The organism is Vagococcus fluvialis, from assembly GCF_048815235.1.
Taxonomy (GTDB): Bacteria; Bacillota; Bacilli; order Lactobacillales; family Vagococcaceae; genus Vagococcus.
The window spans coordinates 62,354-81,348 of record NZ_JBMEAO010000002.1 but is presented as its reverse complement, the minus strand read 5'-3'; the positions used below and the strand labels follow the sequence as shown (position 1 = coordinate 81,348).

19 protein-coding genes are annotated in these 18,995 nt (G+C 33.4%); 2 read left to right on the top strand and 17 right to left on the bottom strand.

From position 1 onward, the window contains the following. Positions 1–45: 45 nt before the first annotated feature. From smpB to ACODH8_RS01605, 6 genes are all read right to left on the bottom strand, one after another. Positions 46–516, bottom strand: coding sequence for an SsrA-binding protein SmpB (gene smpB / locus ACODH8_RS01630; RefSeq protein WP_332465562.1), 471 nt, complete (start codon positions 514–516; stop codon positions 46–48). 5 nt (positions 517–521) lie between these two features. Continuing rightward, the gene (gene rnr / locus ACODH8_RS01625; protein WP_332465563.1) at positions 522–2,891 is read right to left on the bottom strand and encodes a ribonuclease R; all 2,370 of its coding nucleotides are present in this window, start codon (positions 2,889–2,891) and stop codon (positions 522–524) included. A 3-nt stretch (positions 2,892–2,894) separates the two neighbouring features. Then, positions 2,895–3,650: an alpha/beta hydrolase gene (locus tag ACODH8_RS01620; RefSeq protein WP_332465564.1), complete on the bottom strand. Its 756-nt coding sequence runs from the start codon at positions 3,648–3,650 to the stop codon at positions 2,895–2,897. Between the two features lie 76 nt (positions 3,651–3,726). Further along, positions 3,727–3,963: a preprotein translocase subunit SecG gene (gene secG, locus ACODH8_RS01615; RefSeq protein WP_332465565.1), complete on the bottom strand. Its 237-nt coding sequence runs from the start codon at positions 3,961–3,963 to the stop codon at positions 3,727–3,729. A 106-nt stretch (positions 3,964–4,069) separates the two neighbouring features. Then, complete coding sequence (locus ACODH8_RS01610; RefSeq protein WP_332465566.1) at positions 4,070–4,252, bottom strand: 2-hydroxymuconate tautomerase; 183 nt, start codon at positions 4,250–4,252, stop codon at positions 4,070–4,072. A gap of 93 nt (positions 4,253–4,345) precedes the next feature. Then, complete coding sequence (locus ACODH8_RS01605) at positions 4,346–5,320, bottom strand: hypothetical protein (RefSeq protein ID WP_332465567.1); 975 nt, start codon at positions 5,318–5,320, stop codon at positions 4,346–4,348. Positions 5,321–5,501: 181 nt separating this feature from the next. On the opposite strand from ACODH8_RS01605, the gene ACODH8_RS01600 reads away from it, so the two are divergent. Then, on the top strand, positions 5,502–5,915 hold the full coding sequence (locus ACODH8_RS01600) for a MerR family transcriptional regulator (RefSeq protein ID WP_332465568.1): 414 nt from the start codon (positions 5,502–5,504) through the stop codon (positions 5,913–5,915). Next, a complete protein-coding gene (locus ACODH8_RS01595; protein ID WP_332465569.1) occupies positions 5,912–6,253 on the top strand; it encodes a DUF4260 domain-containing protein in 342 nt (113 codons plus the stop codon). Before ACODH8_RS01600 ends, ACODH8_RS01595 begins: the two co-directional genes overlap by 4 nt. Here ACODH8_RS01595 and abc-f read toward each other — a convergent pair. The 11 genes from abc-f to ACODH8_RS01540 form a co-directional block, all read right to left on the bottom strand. After that, entirely contained in the window at positions 6,245–7,717 is a 1,473-nt protein-coding gene (gene abc-f / locus ACODH8_RS01590) for a ribosomal protection-like ABC-F family protein (RefSeq protein ID WP_332465570.1), read from the bottom strand. The genes ACODH8_RS01595 and abc-f overlap by 9 nt on opposite strands. Positions 7,718–7,961: 244 nt before the next feature. Further along, the gene (locus tag ACODH8_RS01585) at positions 7,962–8,339 is read right to left on the bottom strand and encodes a VOC family protein (protein WP_332465571.1); all 378 of its coding nucleotides are present in this window, start codon (positions 8,337–8,339) and stop codon (positions 7,962–7,964) included. Then, entirely contained in the window at positions 8,339–8,968 is a 630-nt protein-coding gene (locus tag ACODH8_RS01580; protein ID WP_332465572.1) for a GyrI-like domain-containing protein, read from the bottom strand. The genes ACODH8_RS01585 and ACODH8_RS01580 overlap by 1 nt, the downstream gene beginning before the upstream one ends. Before the next feature lie 12 nt (positions 8,969–8,980). Beyond that, positions 8,981–9,370 (bottom strand): DUF3224 domain-containing protein, encoded by a 390-nt coding sequence (locus ACODH8_RS01575; protein WP_332465573.1) that lies wholly within the window; start codon positions 9,368–9,370, stop codon positions 8,981–8,983. Between the two features lie 37 nt (positions 9,371–9,407). Next, a complete protein-coding gene (locus tag ACODH8_RS01570) occupies positions 9,408–10,340 on the bottom strand; it encodes a YafY family protein (RefSeq protein ID WP_332465574.1) in 933 nt (310 codons plus the stop codon). Between the two features lie 152 nt (positions 10,341–10,492). Continuing rightward, complete coding sequence (gene tuf, locus ACODH8_RS01565) at positions 10,493–11,680, bottom strand: elongation factor Tu (protein WP_332465575.1); 1,188 nt, start codon at positions 11,678–11,680, stop codon at positions 10,493–10,495. Positions 11,681–11,846: 166 nt separating this feature from the next. Further along, on the bottom strand, positions 11,847–15,377 hold the full coding sequence (gene nifJ, locus ACODH8_RS01560) for a pyruvate:ferredoxin (flavodoxin) oxidoreductase (RefSeq protein ID WP_332465576.1): 3,531 nt from the start codon (positions 15,375–15,377) through the stop codon (positions 11,847–11,849). Between the two features lie 19 nt (positions 15,378–15,396). Next, positions 15,397–15,843, bottom strand: coding sequence for a flavodoxin (locus ACODH8_RS01555; protein WP_332465577.1), 447 nt, complete (start codon positions 15,841–15,843; stop codon positions 15,397–15,399). Between the two features lie 19 nt (positions 15,844–15,862). Beyond that, complete coding sequence (locus ACODH8_RS01550; RefSeq protein WP_332465578.1) at positions 15,863–16,219, bottom strand: DUF1667 domain-containing protein; 357 nt, start codon at positions 16,217–16,219, stop codon at positions 15,863–15,865. A gap of 1 nt (position 16,220) precedes the next feature. After that, complete coding sequence (locus ACODH8_RS01545) at positions 16,221–17,477, bottom strand: NAD(P)/FAD-dependent oxidoreductase (protein ID WP_332465579.1); 1,257 nt, start codon at positions 17,475–17,477, stop codon at positions 16,221–16,223. Next, entirely contained in the window at positions 17,478–18,923 is a 1,446-nt protein-coding gene (locus tag ACODH8_RS01540) for an NAD(P)/FAD-dependent oxidoreductase (protein WP_332465580.1), read from the bottom strand. Positions 18,924–18,995: the final 72 nt, after the last annotated feature.

Sequence of the window (18,995 nt, the reverse complement as noted above, 5' to 3'; positions counted from 1 at the left end):
AAAATAAAAAAGAGAAAAACATTAAGTGTTTTTCTCTTTTTTTATCTACCTTTGTCGTTCTTTTAATGTACGATTAATTTCTCGATTCATATCTTTTTGTTTTAAATCATGTCGCTTATCATATTGTTTTTTTCCTTTTGCCACACCAATTAAGACTTTTGCAAAACCATTTTTTATATACATTTTCAGAGGTATCAGAGTGATTCCTGTGTTTTTGGTTTCAATTGTTAATTTATCAATCTGTTTTTTATGCATCAATAATTTTCTAGTTCTTAAAGGATCGTGGTTAAATAAATTTCCCTGTTCGTAGGGACTGATATGAACGTTAACCAAAAATGCTTCTCCGTCTTTAATTCTAACATAGCCATCTTTTAAGTTAACACGGCGATTTCTGATAGCTTTAATCTCTGTACCTTTTAAAACCATCCCTGCTTCAATTGTTTCAATAACCGTATAGTCATGTCTTGCTTTTCGATTCTGAGCAATTAAATTGCCATCTTCTTTCCCTTTACTCATACTGGTCACCTCTTTTTATTTCGGCCGCCTTTTCCTTTACCTTTTTTGGCCACACTTTTATAGAAAGGCTGCTTTTTATTTTTTCGATTTTTTTTCGGTTTATCTTGATCTTTATTATTAGATTTAGAAGTTACTTTTTGAGAACCTCTATTGCTATCTCTTCGACCTTGACCTTTTGTTTTTTTAGGTAATTCAATTGAAGCTGTGATTGGTTCTGCTGACAGAAGCTCAAAATCAATTTCTCTTGTTTCAGGATCAGCTTTAGCAACTTTAATCTTCACTGCTTGACCGATTCTGTAAATAACACCTGTTCGTTCTCCAACTAAGGCTAAATGATTTTCAACAAATTGGAAATAATCATCTTTTAATTTTGAAACATGAATTAAACCTTCTATTGTATTTGGCAATTCTACGAACATACCAAATTTAGTAATCGATGTGATAATTCCATCAAATTCTTCATCAATTTTATCTTGCATGAACTCTGCTTTTTTCATACTGTCTGTTTCACGTTCAGCTTGAACCGCTCTTCTTTCCATTTTAGAACTATGATCAGCAATATCAGGCAACGCATCTTCCCATTTTTCTCTTAACTCGTCAGAAATCGGTTTCTTCATATAAGATTTTATTAATCGATGAACAATTAAGTCAGGGTAACGTCTAATAGGTGAAGTAAAATGCGTATAGTCGTCTGCTGCTAAACCGTAATGACCAACAGGATTTTCTTCATAGCGCGCTTGTTGCATACTTCTTAACAACATCATACTAACAACAGGTTCTTCTGGCTTACCGGCGATATTATCCAATACTTTCTGAAGCTCTTTTGGACTTACATCATCTTTTTTACCTTTTACTAAAATACCAAAGTTAGTAATAAATTCAAAGAAACGTTGAACTTTTTCTTCTCTTGGATGCTCATGAATTCGGTAAATAAAAGGTAATTTTAATTGTGTATAATGTCTAGCTACTGTTTCATTAGCCGCTAACATGAATGATTCAATTAATCTTTCTGCTGTTTTTCTTTCTCTTAGCTCAATACCTAATGGGTGTCCTTCATCATCAACAATAATTTTAGCTTCTCTGTCTTCAAATGAAATAGCTCCACGTTCAGAACGCATATGTTCTAAAATTTTATGTAGTGTTCCCATTTCTTCAAAATAAGGAATTAAAGATTGATATTTTGATAGTGTTTCTTCATTGGATTTTTCTAATATTTCATTAACGGCTGTATAAGTCATACGAGCAGTAGAATGAATAACTGCCTCAAAGATATCATGAGAAACGACACGTCCAGCTAAATCGATTTCCATCTCACACGCCATAACCAAGCGGTCCACGTTTGGATTCAATGAACAAATGCCATTTGATAATTTTCTAGGTAACATCGGAATAACTCGGTCCGTTAAATAGACACTTGTTGCTCTATCACTTGCTTCATTATCAAGAGGTGTATTTTCTCTTACATAATGAGAAACGTCAGCGATATAAACTCCTAATAAGAAATTACCATTTTCTAGTCGTTTAACTCTAACGGCATCGTCTAAATCTTTTGCTTCCTCGCCATCAATTGTAACGATTATTTCATCTCTTAAATCCACTCTTCCTTCTAATTCTGATTCTAAGACTACATCAGAAATAGCTTCTGCTTCTTTAAGAGTCGCTTCATCAAATTCAACTGAAATACCATGAGATAAACAGATGGATAAAATATCCATACCTGGATCATTTTTGTGACCAATCACTTGTTTCACTAGACCTTCAAAACTATGAGTATGATCATGATCTGGATAATGAGTTATCTCAACAGATACGACACTACCATCTTCTGGTTTGATTCCTTCATCTGCTACAAATACTCTAAAGCGATTTAGTTTTTTATCTTTGGGTATAACCATTCCGTAAAGGCCTGATTTTTGAATATCTTCCTCTGAATAAAGATAAAAAATACCAACTAATTGAGTTGTTTTTCTTTCAACTATTTCTACTACTTTACCTTCTGCAGCTTGTCCGTCTAAAGGATTACCTGATTTTAAAATTTCGATAACAACTTTGTCACCTTCAATAGCAAAATTAGTAAAGTCTTTAGGAATAAAAACATCATCCTCTTCATCTTCAATTGTCGCAAAACCAAAGCCGCGTTCATTCCCTCTGAAAATTCCTTCTAATTGAGTTTCTTGATTATTTAGTTTTATTTTTCCTTTTTGATTAAATACGATACTGCCTTCTCTTTCCATTTGAGCCACAGTTTGTACTAATAACTTAAAATCATTGCTTTTTTGAAGTTTTAAGCCTTCTGCAATTTGTTCCAAAGCAAATGTCTGTTTTTTACTTTCAGACATGAACTTTATCACACTTTCTTTTATACTACTTGTCATATTCTATTCCTCATTCCACTTAATTTGGCTTAAGAATGCTACAACATCTCCTTCAAATTGTTTACGATCTTTACTCACTGTAATGACATGAGTACTATTTGGGTACCAAATAATTTGATGATACGTTTGTTGTAATTGTTTACCAATTTGATAAACAGAGGTACCGTCAAACATCTCATCTTGACCTGATTGAGCAACAAATACTGGTTTATACACTTTAGGTAATCCGTTATAAGCGATTTTTGATAAACCAAATATTTGTTCAAGTTGAATTTTGAGTGGCGCTTTCACCTTATTAAGTTTTTCTTCTAATTCTTCAGGAGAATTAGTTATTTTTTTATACATAAATTCACAATATTTTAAAAAGTTTGGATAAATTTGATTAGTTGATTCAGGAACTAATGGAGAGCTGAATGAGCCACCACCCATAAATAAATCTGGATTTTCTCCCATTAATGTCGTTGCGATAACGCCACCCATTGATAAACCAAATACTGCTATTTCTTTATATCCATCATCTTGTAATTTTTTTAAAGCTTTTCTTGCATCATTTATCCAAATATCTGGTGTCATATTTAGTATGTTCATTGGATCAGGTGTGCCATGACCAGAAAATAATGGAGCTAACACCGTATAGTTTTCTTTTTCTAATCTTCTAGCTAACATTCTTACATCATTAGGACTTCCTGTGTAAGCATGGAGTAATAAAACAGCTTTTTCGCCATTTTTAAAATATATTTCTTGTGGTAACACTAACATCATTCCTTCTCATAAATCTTGTTTACATTGTACCAATAAAAAAGCCTCCTGTCAGAACAGGAGGTTAGTTTTTTACTTATTTTGATGATAACACGGCTAAAGCGATAGCTACTGCAACCCAAGCTACACCTAAAACAGCTGTTGCTTTTTGCATGAATGCTTCGAATCCTCTAGCTTTTGCTTTTCCAAATAATTCACTTGCGCCACCTGAGAATGCACTGGCTGCACTATTTTGTTTACTTGGCTGCATCATTACAGCAATAATAATAAGTACTGATAAAATAAGCATAATGGTTAAAAGAAGTTGATACAAAATATGTCCTCCTCATCTCTACTAAACTAACTGACATCTTTATGATTTTATCATAAGTGTCTATAAATTTCTAGTTATTCGGCAAAAAAATAACTTTCCTACTATATTACTGTAGTTTAGTCTTTCCACCAACGGCATAGTTTCCTTTTTCCATATCATTAATGATAATATGAACCGCTTCTTCCTTAGCTCCTGTTGTTCTAACAATTGCTTCTGTCACTTCTTTGACCATTGCATTTTTTTGTTCTTGAGTACGACCTTCTAATAATTCAACATGTACGATTGGCATATCTTCACTCCTTAAATTAATAGTAATCTTTTCTAAAGTCTACTCTTTTGAGACACAAATTGTCAATATATGTTTAGCATGTTATCTGACTTGTTATTGATCAATTTTTTCTACTAAAATAGAAGGGATAGTTATTTTCCCACCCATTGTTGATTCATAACTTAATAGTCCTGCTGAAACCCCAGATACTGTAATATAATCATCTTCTAAAACTCTAGATGTCACTGAAGAACTATCATACTCAGCATATAAAACTGTATCATAATTATCATTTACAGCTAATCTTATTTGTGTAGAGTCGTCGCCTTCCATTACTTGAATTACTTTTCCGTAGAATTTAACTTTCTTAAGTAAATAATCATCAGGTGTTCTCGCTAATTGATCATATGTAATCCCTGTTTCATAACCTTTAGCTTCTTCTTCCGCTTTTTTCTTAGCTGCTTCAGCCTGTTTTTTTGCTTCTTCTTTTGCTTTTGCCTCTTGCGCTTCTAATTCTTTTATTTTATCTTCATAAATTGAAAAATCGGAACTATCTACTAATTCTTTTTGCTCTTTTGTTAAGTCATTGTAGAGTCCTTTAACTTTAGTAAATTTCGCTTTGTCGCCAATTACCATTTCTGAAACTTCAGGTAAATTACTTATTTCATCACTAACTTTTTTGGCTAACTTTCCATCATTTTCTCTTTTCTTAGCATCAGCCTCAGATAAACTTTCATATGGTATCATTTTTTCTTTATAAGCTATATATTCTTGCTCTACTAATAATAAATCATCATTTTCACTGCTTAATGACGATTTCTCATATTCTAACTCTTCATAGTCTTCTTTTAATTCAGAATACTTATTTTCATATTCTGCTGAACGAAAAGCATAAGTCATGAATAGACTAACCCAAAAAATTCCCACTACAGACAATACTATTTTAACATTTTTTCGGAAATTTTTAGATTTCCACAATAAAATTAAACCAATTGGAAAACATCCAAGTAACATTATTATAATAAAACTATTACTTTTAATACACTTTCTTAAATTCTCTTTCTCAAAAAACACCTTAAAACTATCCATTACAAATCCTCCTAATAATTAAATAACACTTGGAATAATATCATGTTTATTATTCTATTACATTAATTTTTAATTAATTTACTTACTTTTTATCAGATTATTTTTCTTAGTAAATTAATCTTGACCTTAAAGTGAACTTCAATGTTATTCTACTATTAAGAAATACGAAAGGATGAGTCACATGAAAATAAATGAACTTGCTAAACTATTCGACGTATCAAAAGAAAGCATTCGCTATTATGAATCCCTAGGACTATTACATCCCACAAGGAGTTTAAATGGTTACCGAGAGTACGTTGAGTCTGATATAGATGACTTAATGTTTATCTTAAATTTAAAAAAATTAAATCTCACTTTAGAAGACATTTCAATACTTATTGCTATAAAAAATAAAGAAACCTCTCTATCTTGTAAAAAAGAAACAGTTCTTTTTTTAGAAACTCATATAACAAACATCACCAATCAACTCCTATTTATGGAAAAGAGCTTGGGTACCTTAAACGAAATTCATTCGATTATCTCAACTAGCGATGGTATTAATGATGAAGAAAAAGTTATCCCTTTATTAAAACAATTTGAAGGAGGCTCTCTATGAAACAGCTTATACAATTAGAAAACATCATGTTGTTGTTATTTACTTTATTTATCTATTTTTATTTTTTTAACTTTTCTTGGCAACTTTTACTTTTACTACTACTTGTCCCAGATATTTCGATGATTGGTTACATGGTTGACACAAAAATAGGGGCAACTATCTATAATAGTTGCCACCATTTACTAATTCCTATTCTTTTATGTGGGGTAGGTTTTTTATTCCACCATAATTCTCTAATCATGATTAGTCTCATTTGGTTGACACATATCTTTATGGACCGAAGTTTAGGTTTTGGCTTAAAGTATTCAACTAGTTTTCACGAGACTCATTTAAACTAAATCAATTATACATAATTTACCATCCTTCAACTCATAAATAGTATCAGCAACATGTTGTACAAAATAAGAATCATGAGAAGTAAAAATAACCGTTCCTTGATAAGACTTAATAAGTTGTTCTAATCCTTCAATTGTTTTTAAATCAATAAAGTTAGTTGGCTCGTCGAGTATTAAAATGTTAGAAGGTTTAGTAAGTGTCAAAGCTAAAGCTAATCTCGTTTTTTCACCACCGCTTAATTTACTAATTGGTTTACTTAACTCTTCTTGAGTAAAGCCTAGTCGACTAAGAACACTTCGAGCAACTGACTCTGAATAATCTGTTTGACTCAATAAATACGCTAAGACGTTTTGTGAACTAGCCATTTGATAATCAAATTGTCCATATGTTGACAATTTTGCTTTTGTTGAAATTTTTATGCCTGCTTGCTCTTGATGAATAGAATTTAAAAGAGTTGTTTTCCCAGATCCATTTTCTCCTACAATCGCAATTTTTTTCCCCTTCTTAAATTGAAAATCACAGTGATCAAGAATAATCTTCTGCTCAAACTCAATAGTTAAGTTATCAGCCATAACTGGATAGGGATTATAAAGCTCTTCAAAATGATGAGATGGGAAAATAATTTCTTTATCTATTTGAATAGCTTCTTTCGGCTCTAGTTTATTCAATCGATTCTCTAAATGTTTAACCTGTTTATATAAATTTTTTTGAACTGTATCTTTAGATTTACTTGCTGACAATCTGCTAGGTTTAATATTCTTCTTAGAGTGAGACTGAGATATTTTTCCTGCTTGTTGTGCTTGCTCTTTTTGTTTTTTGATAGAAACTTCTAATTTCTTTTTTTGTTGTTGAAAATTGCTATATTCTCTATCGTTTTCTATTGCTTGTTGCCTTTGATATTTTTGGTACTCTTCATAATTCCCTTGAAACTCAATAATTCTTCCATCTGAAATATCCCAGATTTTAGTCGCTAATTCATTTAAAAAATGACGATCATGACTGACAAATAATAACGTTCCATAATAATATCGTAATTCATCAATCAAAAAGTTTTTACTCCTATGATCCAAATGAGTTGTTGGCTCATCTAAAATGAGTCCTTCTGGATAGTTAGAAAGTAAAGTGGCTAGTCGATATTTCGCTTGCTCTCCACCACTCATTTGACTAATCATTCTTAGTGGAACATTCAAACGACTTAACAAAGCTTCATCTGCGTATGTTGGCTCGTTTAAAAAATCTTCTGGCAACTGAGCATGATAAGAAAAATCAATTTCCTTTTGAACAATTCCTCTTTCAGTAGATAGCTCTTCTGTAATCAATTTAAGCAGACTAGATTTACCTTCCCCATTTTTCCCAATAATTCCTATTCTATCTTGTTGATAAACAGTTAATCTTTCAAACTCAAATAAATGTTTGTTACCTAATTCTAGGCTAATATTTTCCATTGATAGTACTAATTCTTGCATTTTTCTTTCTCCCTTTACACCTAACAATGGGAAAAAGGGACACAAAAAGAGATAGCCTAAGCTATCTCTCAACATTTAATCATAAAAAAATAAACACGTATCCCGTTAAAATGTCGCATTGCTAGACTCTTAAATTTTATTTAATTGTTGTCTTAAAAATGCAATTCGAATTCTTCCAGGCATGTTCATCGCTCCTTGTCATATAGTTATGTCATCATAACATATTAAACTAATCTTTACAAAATCATTCATTAACAAAGAGACTAATAATATTGTTATCAACATCTCTAACCAATGCATAATATTGTCCCCAAGGTGCTGACCAAGGTTCCTTAAGAACTGTATATCCCTTATCTCGAATTTTTCCAGTCATTTCATCTACTTCAGTTTTAGAATCACATAAAAATGCTAACTCTATTTTATCCCCTCTATTTTCAGGTTCAAAGCCTAACACACCAGTAATCATCTCTTTTGTATTAAGTGAGATCCTTACCCCTTCATTTTGAAGTTCAACATAAGCTGCATGTTCATCTCCTTCAATCACTTTTAATCCAAGAAGTTCATAAAAATCAATTGAGGGCTTCATCTTGCTAACAATAATACCAACCATATCTAATTTCATTATTTTTTCTCCTTTAATTTATATCTTAAGACTGTTTTTCTTTTCTCAGGTACTACTTTTCTGGCGTCAGATAAATAAATTTCACGATGAACATAAGACTCCATTATCCAATCTCTTTCGTATGCTGTTCCTTCAAGAAACCTATCCATCTGTTTAAAACTTTCCAATTCCGTATCAAAACTACCAACATGAATCATTTGAATCGACATGCCATCTTCATAGGTTTCAAAGCTAAGCTGATTTAGGTAAGGATTGTCTTTTTTCTTTATTGTTTGTTGAATAGCTTGACTCACCATTTCTAAATTAACCTGTTCTGGTTGTCTAATCATAATTCGATAAACTAACTGGTCTTTATTTAAGTTTTCATCTTTTGAACCGTCTTTTGTTGTCCAAATACCTTCTAAGGGGTAGACAGTATAGACAAAACTATCTGTTGTTTCACCCTTTTTCAACATCATTCTGATAGCATATGAGACACTGTATAAAGCTTCAATTTGTTGACTAAACATTTCGCTATTTGGGTCTCCTTCTCCCTCAAACATTAGAAACGAATACCTAGGAATCTCTCTTATTTCAATCGATTTAGGTAAATAAATTTCTTTCTCCTGTTTTCTCCATTCATGTTTCATAAAGACTCCTCCTTAGATAAATGCTAAACTGATCTCCATTCCTTTTTCAGTTGGTTGATACGTGCCTTTTCCTTTAATTCCCTTAAAATCCCCTGTTCCAGTGCCTTCTAAAATCTCAATAGCAGCTTGGTACTGATTATTAATAAAACTGCCACAATCATAATAGGCAAAACTTCCTTTTTTACCATTCATTTCACCATTAAATACAGCAAAACCTTCAAATCTACTTGTAGAAGCATGAACGTCTTCTTCGTTATAGTGTAGATAGTAGATACTGTAATCAACTTCTACACTTCCATTTAATTCACCTGTCATTATATAACTTGCTCTAGCATGTGCTATTTTTTTCTCAAAAACAAAATTTTCTTGCCAATTATTTACTGTAAATAGACTTTTTGTCATTACTACTCCTCCTTGTTATTGCTATCATCATAGCAAATCAACTTGACACCCCTATGTCATATTGGGATAAAATCTTTTTAGCCTCTGTTATGATTTCACTTTGTAGCCATTCTGGAGAGATAACTTTGATTCCATCACCAAAACTAAGTAACATCTCAACCAACCATCTTTCCTTTGGCATCTCTTTTTCCACAATAATTTTATTAGATAGTTCTTTAATATCTTTCTCTAAAAAAGAATCATAAACTTTAGCTTTTACATGTAAGTCAAATTCTAAAATAACTGGGATCATCTCAATCGTTTTTTCTAAACCAGAATAAAAATTTTCCAACGTTTTTTTGGTTAAAGAATCATATTTTTTAGGTTCAAATGAGTCATTCAAAAGCTTTACTTCTCTAATCCGATTAACCCTAAACAAACGCATTTCTTGTCTCAAATGGCAAAAACCATAAACATACCAAACATTAGATTTAAAAACTAAATTGATAGGTTCAATTGTTCTAATTGTTGTCGCCCCTTGAAAAGTTGTGTATTCAAATTCTAGTTTTCTATGTTGTTCAATGCCTTTTTCAATCGTTTCTAAAAATAAAGCATCTGTTTTCCATAAGGTTAAATCAAAAAAGTAGGGAGAATCACTTTTGTTTTTCTCAACTAAATAACTCATTTTTTTACTTAACTCATCCATCTTAGGGCTTTTATAGCTCGTTGCTAAACTAAGACTCAACTCATGAATCATCTTTTTTTCCATATCTGAAAATAATAAAGTATTTAATTTATAATCCGCATCTATATAAAAACCACCCTCATTTCCTTTTTTAGAATAGATAGGAATACCTGCCAAACTTAAAGTATCAATATCACGATAAATTGTTCGTTGTGACACTTGATACATTTCTGCAACATCACTTGCTTTTAAGTATTTATTAGATAACAAAGTAATAATGATATACATCAATCGTTCTATTTTCATATAGTTCCTTTCAAACAGCATTTTATTACGTCTATTATACCAAGTTTATTTGAAAAATAACAAAGAGCTTTTTTATTAGTATCAAGTTTACGACTAAAAGTACAACTATTAATCAAAAAGGTCATTACTGATAATCAGTAATGACCTTTTATTTATGCTTCTATTTCTGTTACCATACCAGAACCTACTGTTCGACCGCCTTCACGAATTGAAAAAGTTGTTCCTTTTTCAATAGCTACTGGGTGAATCAATTCAACATCAATTGCCACATTGTCTCCTGGCATTACCATCTCAGTTCCTTCATTCAACATAATGTTTCCTGTCACATCTGTTGTTCTAAAGTAAAATTGTGGACGATAATTGTTAAAGAATGGTGTATGACGACCACCTTCTTCTTTACTTAAAACATAGATTTCAGCTTTAAATTTGGTATGTGGTGTAATAGAACCTGGTTTAGCAATCACTTGGCCACGTTCGACCTCGTCTTTTGTAACACCTCTAAGAAGTAAACCAACATTATCTCCTGCTTCACCACGTTCTAAGGTTTTACGGAACATTTCAATTCCTGTTACTACCGCTTTTTTGGTTTCTTTATGAATACCAACAATTTCAATCTCGTCTCCTACGTTAACAACACCTCTTTCAATTCGACCAGAAACAACTGTTCCACGTCCTGAAATTGAGAAGACATCTTCTACTGATAACAGTAACGGTTTGTCTGTGTCTCTTGAAGGAGTTGGAATATAGCTATCTACAGTATCCATTAATTCAAGAATAGCAGCCTCTGCTTCACTATCTCCTTCGATAGCTTTTAACGCAGAACCTTTAATGACTGGTGTTGTGTCACCTGGAAAATCGTATTCGGTTAATAAATCTCTAACTTCCATTTCTACTAAATCAATTAACTCTTCATCATCTACTAAATCTGTTTTATTTAAGAAAACAATTAGGTATTTAACTCCTACTTGTCTTGATAGTAGAATATGTTCTCTTGTCTGAGGCATTGGGCCATCTGTTGCTGATACAACTAATATAGCTCCATCCATTTGTGCAGCACCAGTAATCATATTTTTAACATAGTCCGCATGTCCCGGTGCATCAATATGTGCGTAATGTCTTTTTTCAGTTTCATACTCCACATGAGACGCATTAATTGTAATACCACGTTCTCTTTCTTCTGGAGCGCCGTCAATACTTGCATAGTCTTGAGGGTTTGCTAGGCCCTTTTTAGCTAGTACACTTGTGATCGCAGCAGTTAATGTTGTTTTCCCGTGATCGACATGTCCAATTGTTCCAATGTTAACGTGTTCTTTTGTTCTTTCAAAATGTTGTTTCGCCATAGCGCAAACCTCCTATTTTTTTCTGTTATGAAAGACGTTTGACCTTCTTTGACTTTCATGAGATTATCATACACCTTTTTTATTATACTTACAAATAATAAGCTCAATAATTTTAATTAGACGCATATAAAAAAGAGGCTAGTAAAAACTAACCTCTCACGTTTCATTATTTATTTTTTTGTAATTTAGAAAGACGTTCATAATTGTCGTTTCTTTCTTCAACATCTTGTTTCGTATTATCATACATTTCTTCAACCATCTCTTCATCTTTCATCACATTTATCAATGATGAAAAACGAGTTTGCGTTTCAAGGAAATCTGGAATTTTACTCAAATCAGCTTTTTTATAATCAACTCGCATTGGGTCTTTTCCTTTTTCAGCTAACCTTGGATCATAACGATAGAGTTGCCAGTAGCCTGATTCTAATGCTTCTTTAGCATTTAATAAGGCATTACTCATACCACCTTTGATACCATGGTTAATACATGGTGTATAACCAATAATTAAAGATGGACCTGGATAATTCTCAGCTTCTGTAATAGCTTTAATCGCTTGATTTGGATGAGCATTAATCGAAATTTGAGCCACATAAACATTTCCATAAGTCGCAGCCATCATACCTAAGTCTTTTTTACTTGTCTTTTTACCACTAGCAGCAAATTTAGCTATGGCTGATTGAGTCGTTGCTTTAGACATTTGACCACCTGTATTGGCATACAGTTCATTATCCATTACAAAAATATTGATATCTTCACCTGAAGCAAGCACATGATCAATTCCGCCAAAACCTATATCATAGGCCCAACCATCTCCACCAATCATCCATTGGCTTGGTTTAACAAACATGTTTTCATCAGCTAATAATTCCTTAAATGCTGCGTCTGTTTCGGTTTGAAGTGCCATAGATAATTGACTAGCTCTTTGTCTTGTTCCTTGACCATCATCTATTTTCTCTAACCAATTAGTTAATACTTCTCTTGTTTCTTCAGTCCCTACTTCTTGAGACAACAGCCACTTAACTTTATCCGCAACACGATTACGTTTTACTTGATTAGCTACATACATACCAAAACCAAATTCTGCATTATCTTCAAATAAAGAGTTACTCCAAGCTGGTCCTTGTCCTAGCTCATTTGTTGTATAAGGTGTCGTTGGTGCTGACGCTCCCCAAATTGACGAACAACCTGTTGTATTAGCAATCATCATACGGTCTCCGAATAACTGAGTTAATAATTTAACGTATGGTGTTTCCCCGCATCCAGAACAAGCTCCTGAAAACTCAAGTAAAGGTTGTTCAAACTGTGAGCCTTTAACAGATTCTTTTTTCACTGGATTTTCTTTTTGTTTTAAAGTCATAGAAAACGCCCAGTTAACTGCTTCTTCGCGTTGTTCTTCATAAGGTTTCATCACAAGAGCTTTATCTTTAGCTGGACAAGCATCCACACATAAACCACATCCCGTACAGTCTTCAACAGATACTTGGATTCGGTAATTTAAGCCATCTTTACCTTTCATGTCTCTAGTAATATATCCTGCTGGAGCCTCTTCCATCTCTTCTTCATTAGCTAAGAATGGTCTAATTGCTGCGTGAGGACAAACAAAGGCACACTCATTACACATAGTACAAGCATCAGGAATCCATTCAGGCACTTCAAGAGCGATGCCTCTTTTTTCATAAGCTGCTGTTCCAAGAGGAATACTTCCTCCTAACATGCCGTTATCAATTAAGGTTTTAACGGATAAATTATTACCTTCTTGGCGTTCAATAGGTTGAGCAATATTTTTAACATAAGCTGGTAAATCTTTTTCAACAGGTTTTACAGTGATATCTAAATCGGCCCACTCTTTTGGCACATCTATTTTTATTAAAGCATCAAAGGTTTGATCAATCACACTCCAGTTGCGTTCAACTATCTCTGATGATTTACGACCATACGTATTCTTTATTTCTTCTTTAAGCAGCGGTAGATATTCTTCTCGTGTCATTAAGTGCGTTAACTCGAAAAAGGCTGTTGACATAACGGTATTAATTCGTCTACCTAACCCTGCTGCTTGCGCAATTTCCATGGCGTTAATAATATAAAAATTAATTCGATGTTCTGCGATATATTTCTTTAAATGTTTAGGTAATAGCCTTAAAACTTTCTCTTCATCCCAAACCGTATTTAAGAGGAAAGTCCCTCCATCTTTTAATCCCTTTATTAAGTCATATTTATGAATGTAAGCTGCATTATGACAACCCACAAAATCAGGATTCTCAACTAAATAAATCGAATTTATTGGTTCTTTACCAAACCTTAAATGAGAAACGGTCAAGCCACCTGATTTTTTAGAATCATAAGAAAAATAAGCTTGTGCGTATCTGTCCGTATTGTCTCCAATAATTTTAATCGCTTGTTTATTAGCTCCCACTGTTCCGTCAGAACCAAATCCCCAGAATTTCCCTTGGAATGTTGAACTAGGTGTTAAATCTAAAACGGGTGTCATTGGCAATGATAAATGGGTTAAATCATCTTCAATCCCTACTGTAAAACGTCTCTTAACAGCTGATTTATCTAATAATAAATGGTCGTAAACAGAGACAATTTGATTAGGTGTAACATCTTTAGAACCTATTCCGTATCTCCCACCAATTATAGTTGGACGCGTTTCTAACTCATAAAGAGCACTTTGAACATCTAATAATAAAGGATCTCCATCTGCTCCTGGTTCTTTCGTTCGATCTAAAACAGCAATACTTGTGACTGTTTTAGGTAATTTTTCCAATAAGTTCTCAGTTGGAAATGGACGATATAAATGAATAGCAATATGCCCAACTTTTCTTCCTTGTTTATTTAAATAATCTACTGTTTGTCTAATCGTAGGGGTAGCTGATCCCATTGAGATAATCACTTCTGTTGCTTCTTCATGACCATAATAAGTTGTTAAATCATAATCTGTTCCGCGGATTTCATTGATGTCATTCATGTATTTCTGAACAATCTTAGGTAGCTCTACATAATGTTGATTCACTGTTTCTCTTGATTGGAAATAAATATCTGGATTTTGAGCTGTTCCTGAAACAGTTGGGGTATTAGGATTTAACCCTCTGTTTCTAAATTCAGTTAATTTCTCTTTGTTAACTAAATCTTTTAAATCATCATAGTCAATCACTTCAATTTTTTGTAGTTCATGACTCGTTCTAAACCCATCAAAGAAGTTTAAAAACGGCACACTACTTTCAATACTTGCCAAATGCGCCACACCTGATAAATCCATCACTTCCTGAACACTGCCTTCAGCTAACATGGCAAAACCAGTTTGTCTTGTTGCCATCACATCGCTATGGTCACCAAAAATACTTAAAGCATTTGTTGCGATAGCTCTTGCTGTTACATGAAAAACAGTTGGTAATAACTCGCCTGCAATTTTATACATGTTTGGAATCATTAAAAGTAACCCTTGCGAAGCTGTATAAGTTGAAGTTAAAACACCTGTTTTTAATGAACCGTGGACTGTCCCTGCTGCTCCTGCTTCAGATTGCATCTCTACGACTTTTACTGTTTCACCAAAAATATTTTGTTGCCCCTTAGATGACCAATCATCGACTAACTCAGCCATCGTTGAACTTGGTGTAATGGGATAAATAGCTGCAACTTCAGTAAAGGCGTAAGAAATATAAGCTGCTGCTGTATTTCCATCCATTGTTTTTTTCATTTTTTATCGTCCTTTACGTTTAAAGTTTTTCTAGTACCTCTTTAGCTAATTTATTAATGTTTTCAACATCTTCGCCTTCTGCATCATTTTCAATGGTTAAGGTCTCGCATGCTTTAATTGCTCCTGTTTGGCTCATCGCTTTTTCAAATAAAAAGGCTGCATGACAGAAATAATCAGGATACAATTCACTGTCACCACTTCCAACAACTGCAAATAATTTACCATCTAAGTCTTCATCTACAATTTCTTCATAAAAATCTTCAAAATCAAATGGAATTTCTCCATCTCCATCTGTAAAAGTAGCTACGATAGCAATATCTGCATCCTCAAAGAAATCACTATCAATATCTCCTGCTTCTTCTCTTTCTACGTCAACTCCTAATTCCTCAAAAGCTTCTTCTAAATATTCTGAAATTCCTTCTGTATTTCCTGTGTTTGATGCGTATGCAATTTTTACTAAAGTCATTATGTTTTCCTCCTATTATTTAACTAATACGTTCCATATTTTTACAAGCCACAACATTTACTCCTGTATCCAATACATTTTCAATAATTAAATCACCTACGTGGACTGGCGCTTGAAGCTCTACTTTGTTAATAAGCGCCATGATTTCAATCATTTTTCCTTTTGGAATCGTGTCTTGTGTTTTAACTGGAATTCTTGGTAGATTGCCATTTTTTATTTTACAAGTTGATGTGATTGTCCTAACAGGATTAATTAACTCTTGTTTACCGTATACTTCTCCTTTTCGGCAATTATTCCCTGTTACTTTATAGTCATTTTCTTCATCCACATGAATATGACACCCTTTTGGACAAACGATACAAATTAATTCTGCCATCCTATTCATCCTCCTTTATAGCAATTTCTAACTCACTGATATCTACGTCTTCAATAAATTTTTTACGTAAGCGTAAAGATTCCATTTCTCCTGGAGCTAAATCTTTTTTCTTAAAAGTCGTAATAACCTCACCCTTATTTCGAACTTCAATCTCACACTCTTCCATTACTTTCGTTACTCGGAAATAAACTTCAACTCGTTTATCTACTTGGTTTCTTCTGATTTTTTGAGGGAGTAAATAAGAAATACCATTTCCGTTTTCCAAAGTAATAGCAGACTCTTCACTATGTGTTTGATTTAAGACATAATGAGCTGCAGCTTCTCCAGCAATCATACTTTCAGCACTTACGTTATCAACTAAATCATGGACATGTAAGACATTCCCACAGGCAAAAACTCCTGGAACTGAGGTTTCTCGATTCTCAAAAACATAAGCCCCTTTTGTTTTTTTATCCATTTCGACACCCATTTTTCTTGATAATTCATTTTCGGGTATCAATCCTACAGAGAGCAGTAAGGTATCACATTCGATGACTTCTTCTGTACCTGGAATCACTTCACGGTTCATATCAATTTGAGCCATGGTAATCGATTCAAGTCGTTCATTCCCTTTAATGTCGATAATGCTATGGGACAGATAAAGGGGGATATCAAAGTCATGAAGACATTGAACAATGTTTCGATTTAAACCTCCTGAATAGGGCATCACTTCAATACAAGCTAAAACTTCAGCTCCCTCTAAAGTCATTCTTCGTGCCATAACTAATCCAATATCTCCTGAGCCTAGAATAACGACTTTACGTCCAACCATATAACCTTCCATATTAACGTAACGTTGAGCTACTCCTGCTGTCATAATGCCTGAAGGTCTTGCTCCAGGTAATTGAATCGCTCCTCTCGTTCTTTCTCGACATCCCATAGCAAGAACAATTGATTTTGCTTCTAGAATTTGGTAACCATTTATTTTATTCATGATATGAACATGTTTTTCATCAGTTACTTCTAAACAAATAGTATCTAACAGGACTTCTATTGTTGTTCCTTCTAATTTTTCAATAAATTTACCTGCATACTCAGGACCAGTTAGCTCTTCTTTAAAATAGTGAAGACCAAATCCGTTGTGAATACATTGATTTAATATCCCGCCAAGTTCAACATCTCTTTCGACAATTAGTATCTTTTCTAACCCATTTTCATAAGCGCTAATAGCTGCGGCCAAACCTGCTGGACCACCGCCAATGACAATCAAATCATACATTTAAAGAACCTCCTTTGATTCACTCACTAAAACATGACTATTGAAACGATCTAAATCAACTTCTAACACAGAAATATTTAATTCATCAGCGATAATTTCTACCACTCTAGGGCCACAAAAGCCACCTTGGCATCTTCCCATTCCTGCAATAGTTCTTCGTTTTACCCCATCTACTGATTGAGCAGGTAATGTTTGATGTAACGAAGCACGAATATCTGCTTCTGTTATATTTTCACAGCGACAAATAATTCGCCCGTAATCTAGATTTTGATTGATTAACTCTTGTTTTTCTTCAATAGAAGCTTCATTAAAATGAATTCTTCTTCTTGAATCCACATAAGTTTCTTTTTCCACTAATTCAAGTCCGTCCTTCTCCATTAAATCAATTAGATAAAGTGAATTAGCAGGAGCTGCCGTTAATCCAGGTGACTTAATACCAGCCATATCATAAAAACCTGGTACAACTTTCTCAATAATAAAATCTTCTCGGTCTGTATTAGCTCTTACACCTGAAAAGTTACGAATTGAGTTAGCTAGGTTGATTGTTGGAACACTTTTTCTAGCTCCACTTGCTACATCTTTTAGCCCTAAGCTAGTATTGGCAGTATCTTGACCTGTATTAACCCATTCATCAGGAATATTTTCTGCATTTGGGCCAACTATAATATTGCCATGAGTAGTCGGAGCTACTAAGATTCCTTTACCCACTTTAGTTGGGCATTGGAAAACAATATGATTAACGGTATCTGTTTCTTCTAAATCAAGTAAATAATACTCACCTCGACAAGGAATTGTTTTAAAAGTTGGCTCAGCTACCATTTCATGAATTTCTCCAGCATGAACACCTGCTGCATTAACAACAATTCTTGATTCGAACAACTTTGTTTCAGTTTGTAACTCAAAATAAGAGTCAAGTTGGTTAATACTAATAACTTTTTGATTAAAATAGAATTCGACATCATTTTGAATAGCTACTTCAGCCATTGCAATGGTGTACTCCCATGGATTAACAACTGCAGCACTTGGTGCAAAAAGAGCGCCGTAGATATCCTGATTCAAATGAGGTTCTTTTGCTAACGTTTCTTCTTTAGATAATATTTGTAAATCGGGGACTCCATTTGAATTGCCTCGCTCATACAAATCTTGAATAGTCACTAAATCTTCTTCTGAAAAGGCGACAACAAGAGAACCTAGTTGTTTTCTGGGTACATCTAGTTTTCTGCAAATTTCTTTAGCTAACTTAGCTCCTTCAACATTTAATCTGGCATTTAGTGAGCCTGGTTTTGGGTCATACCCTGCATGTAAAATAGCACTGTTAGCTTTTGTTGTTTTGACTGCCACATCATTTTCAGCTTCAATCACACAAATTTTTAATTGATACTTACTTAATTCGTAAGCCAGTGACGCGCCACTAATGCCGCCACCTATAATTGCGATATCGTACATTTCCTCATCCTCCAATTATAAAAAGAGCGCACTGAACCAACCTCACGTTAGTGAAGGTTGGTTCAGTGCGCT

Coding starts and splice junctions, on each gene's coding strand:
- ACODH8_RS01550 (WP_332465578.1), bottom strand. CDS start 16,219: ATGGCAGAATTAATTTGTATCGTTTGTCCAAAAGGGTGTCATATTCAT.
- ACODH8_RS01585 (WP_332465571.1), bottom strand. CDS start 8,339: ATGAAATTAGATATGGTTGGTATTATTGTTAGCAAGATGAAGCCCTCA.
- ACODH8_RS01610 (WP_332465566.1), bottom strand. CDS start 4,252: ATGCCAATCGTACATGTTGAATTATTAGAAGGTCGTACTCAAGAACAA.
- rnr (WP_332465563.1), bottom strand. CDS start 2,891: ATGACAAGTAGTATAAAAGAAAGTGTGATAAAGTTCATGTCTGAAAGT.
- ACODH8_RS01545 (WP_332465579.1), bottom strand. CDS start 17,477: ATGTATGATTTGATTGTCATTGGCGGTGGTCCAGCAGGTTTGGCCGCA.
- ACODH8_RS01580 (WP_332465572.1), bottom strand. CDS start 8,968: ATGAAACATGAATGGAGAAAACAGGAGAAAGAAATTTATTTACCTAAA.
- ACODH8_RS01575 (WP_332465573.1), bottom strand. CDS start 9,370: ATGACAAAAAGTCTATTTACAGTAAATAATTGGCAAGAAAATTTTGTT.
- nifJ (WP_332465576.1), bottom strand. CDS start 15,377: ATGAAAAAAACAATGGATGGAAATACAGCAGCAGCTTATATTTCTTAC.
- smpB (WP_332465562.1), bottom strand. CDS start 516: ATGAGTAAAGGGAAAGAAGATGGCAATTTAATTGCTCAGAATCGAAAA.
- ACODH8_RS01620 (WP_332465564.1), bottom strand. CDS start 3,650: ATGTTAGTGTTACCACAAGAAATATATTTTAAAAATGGCGAAAAAGCT.
- ACODH8_RS01600 (WP_332465568.1), top strand. CDS start 5,502: ATGAAAATAAATGAACTTGCTAAACTATTCGACGTATCAAAAGAAAGC.
- ACODH8_RS01555 (WP_332465577.1), bottom strand. CDS start 15,843: ATGACTTTAGTAAAAATTGCATACGCATCAAACACAGGAAATACAGAA.
- ACODH8_RS01570 (WP_332465574.1), bottom strand. CDS start 10,340: ATGAAAATAGAACGATTGATGTATATCATTATTACTTTGTTATCTAAT.
- abc-f (WP_332465570.1), bottom strand. CDS start 7,717: ATGCAAGAATTAGTACTATCAATGGAAAATATTAGCCTAGAATTAGGT.
- ACODH8_RS01540 (WP_332465580.1), bottom strand. CDS start 18,923: ATGTACGATATCGCAATTATAGGTGGCGGCATTAGTGGCGCGTCACTG.
- tuf (WP_332465575.1), bottom strand. CDS start 11,680: ATGGCGAAACAACATTTTGAAAGAACAAAAGAACACGTTAACATTGGA.
- ACODH8_RS01605 (WP_332465567.1), bottom strand. CDS start 5,320: ATGGATAGTTTTAAGGTGTTTTTTGAGAAAGAGAATTTAAGAAAGTGT.
- ACODH8_RS01595 (WP_332465569.1), top strand. CDS start 5,912: ATGAAACAGCTTATACAATTAGAAAACATCATGTTGTTGTTATTTACT.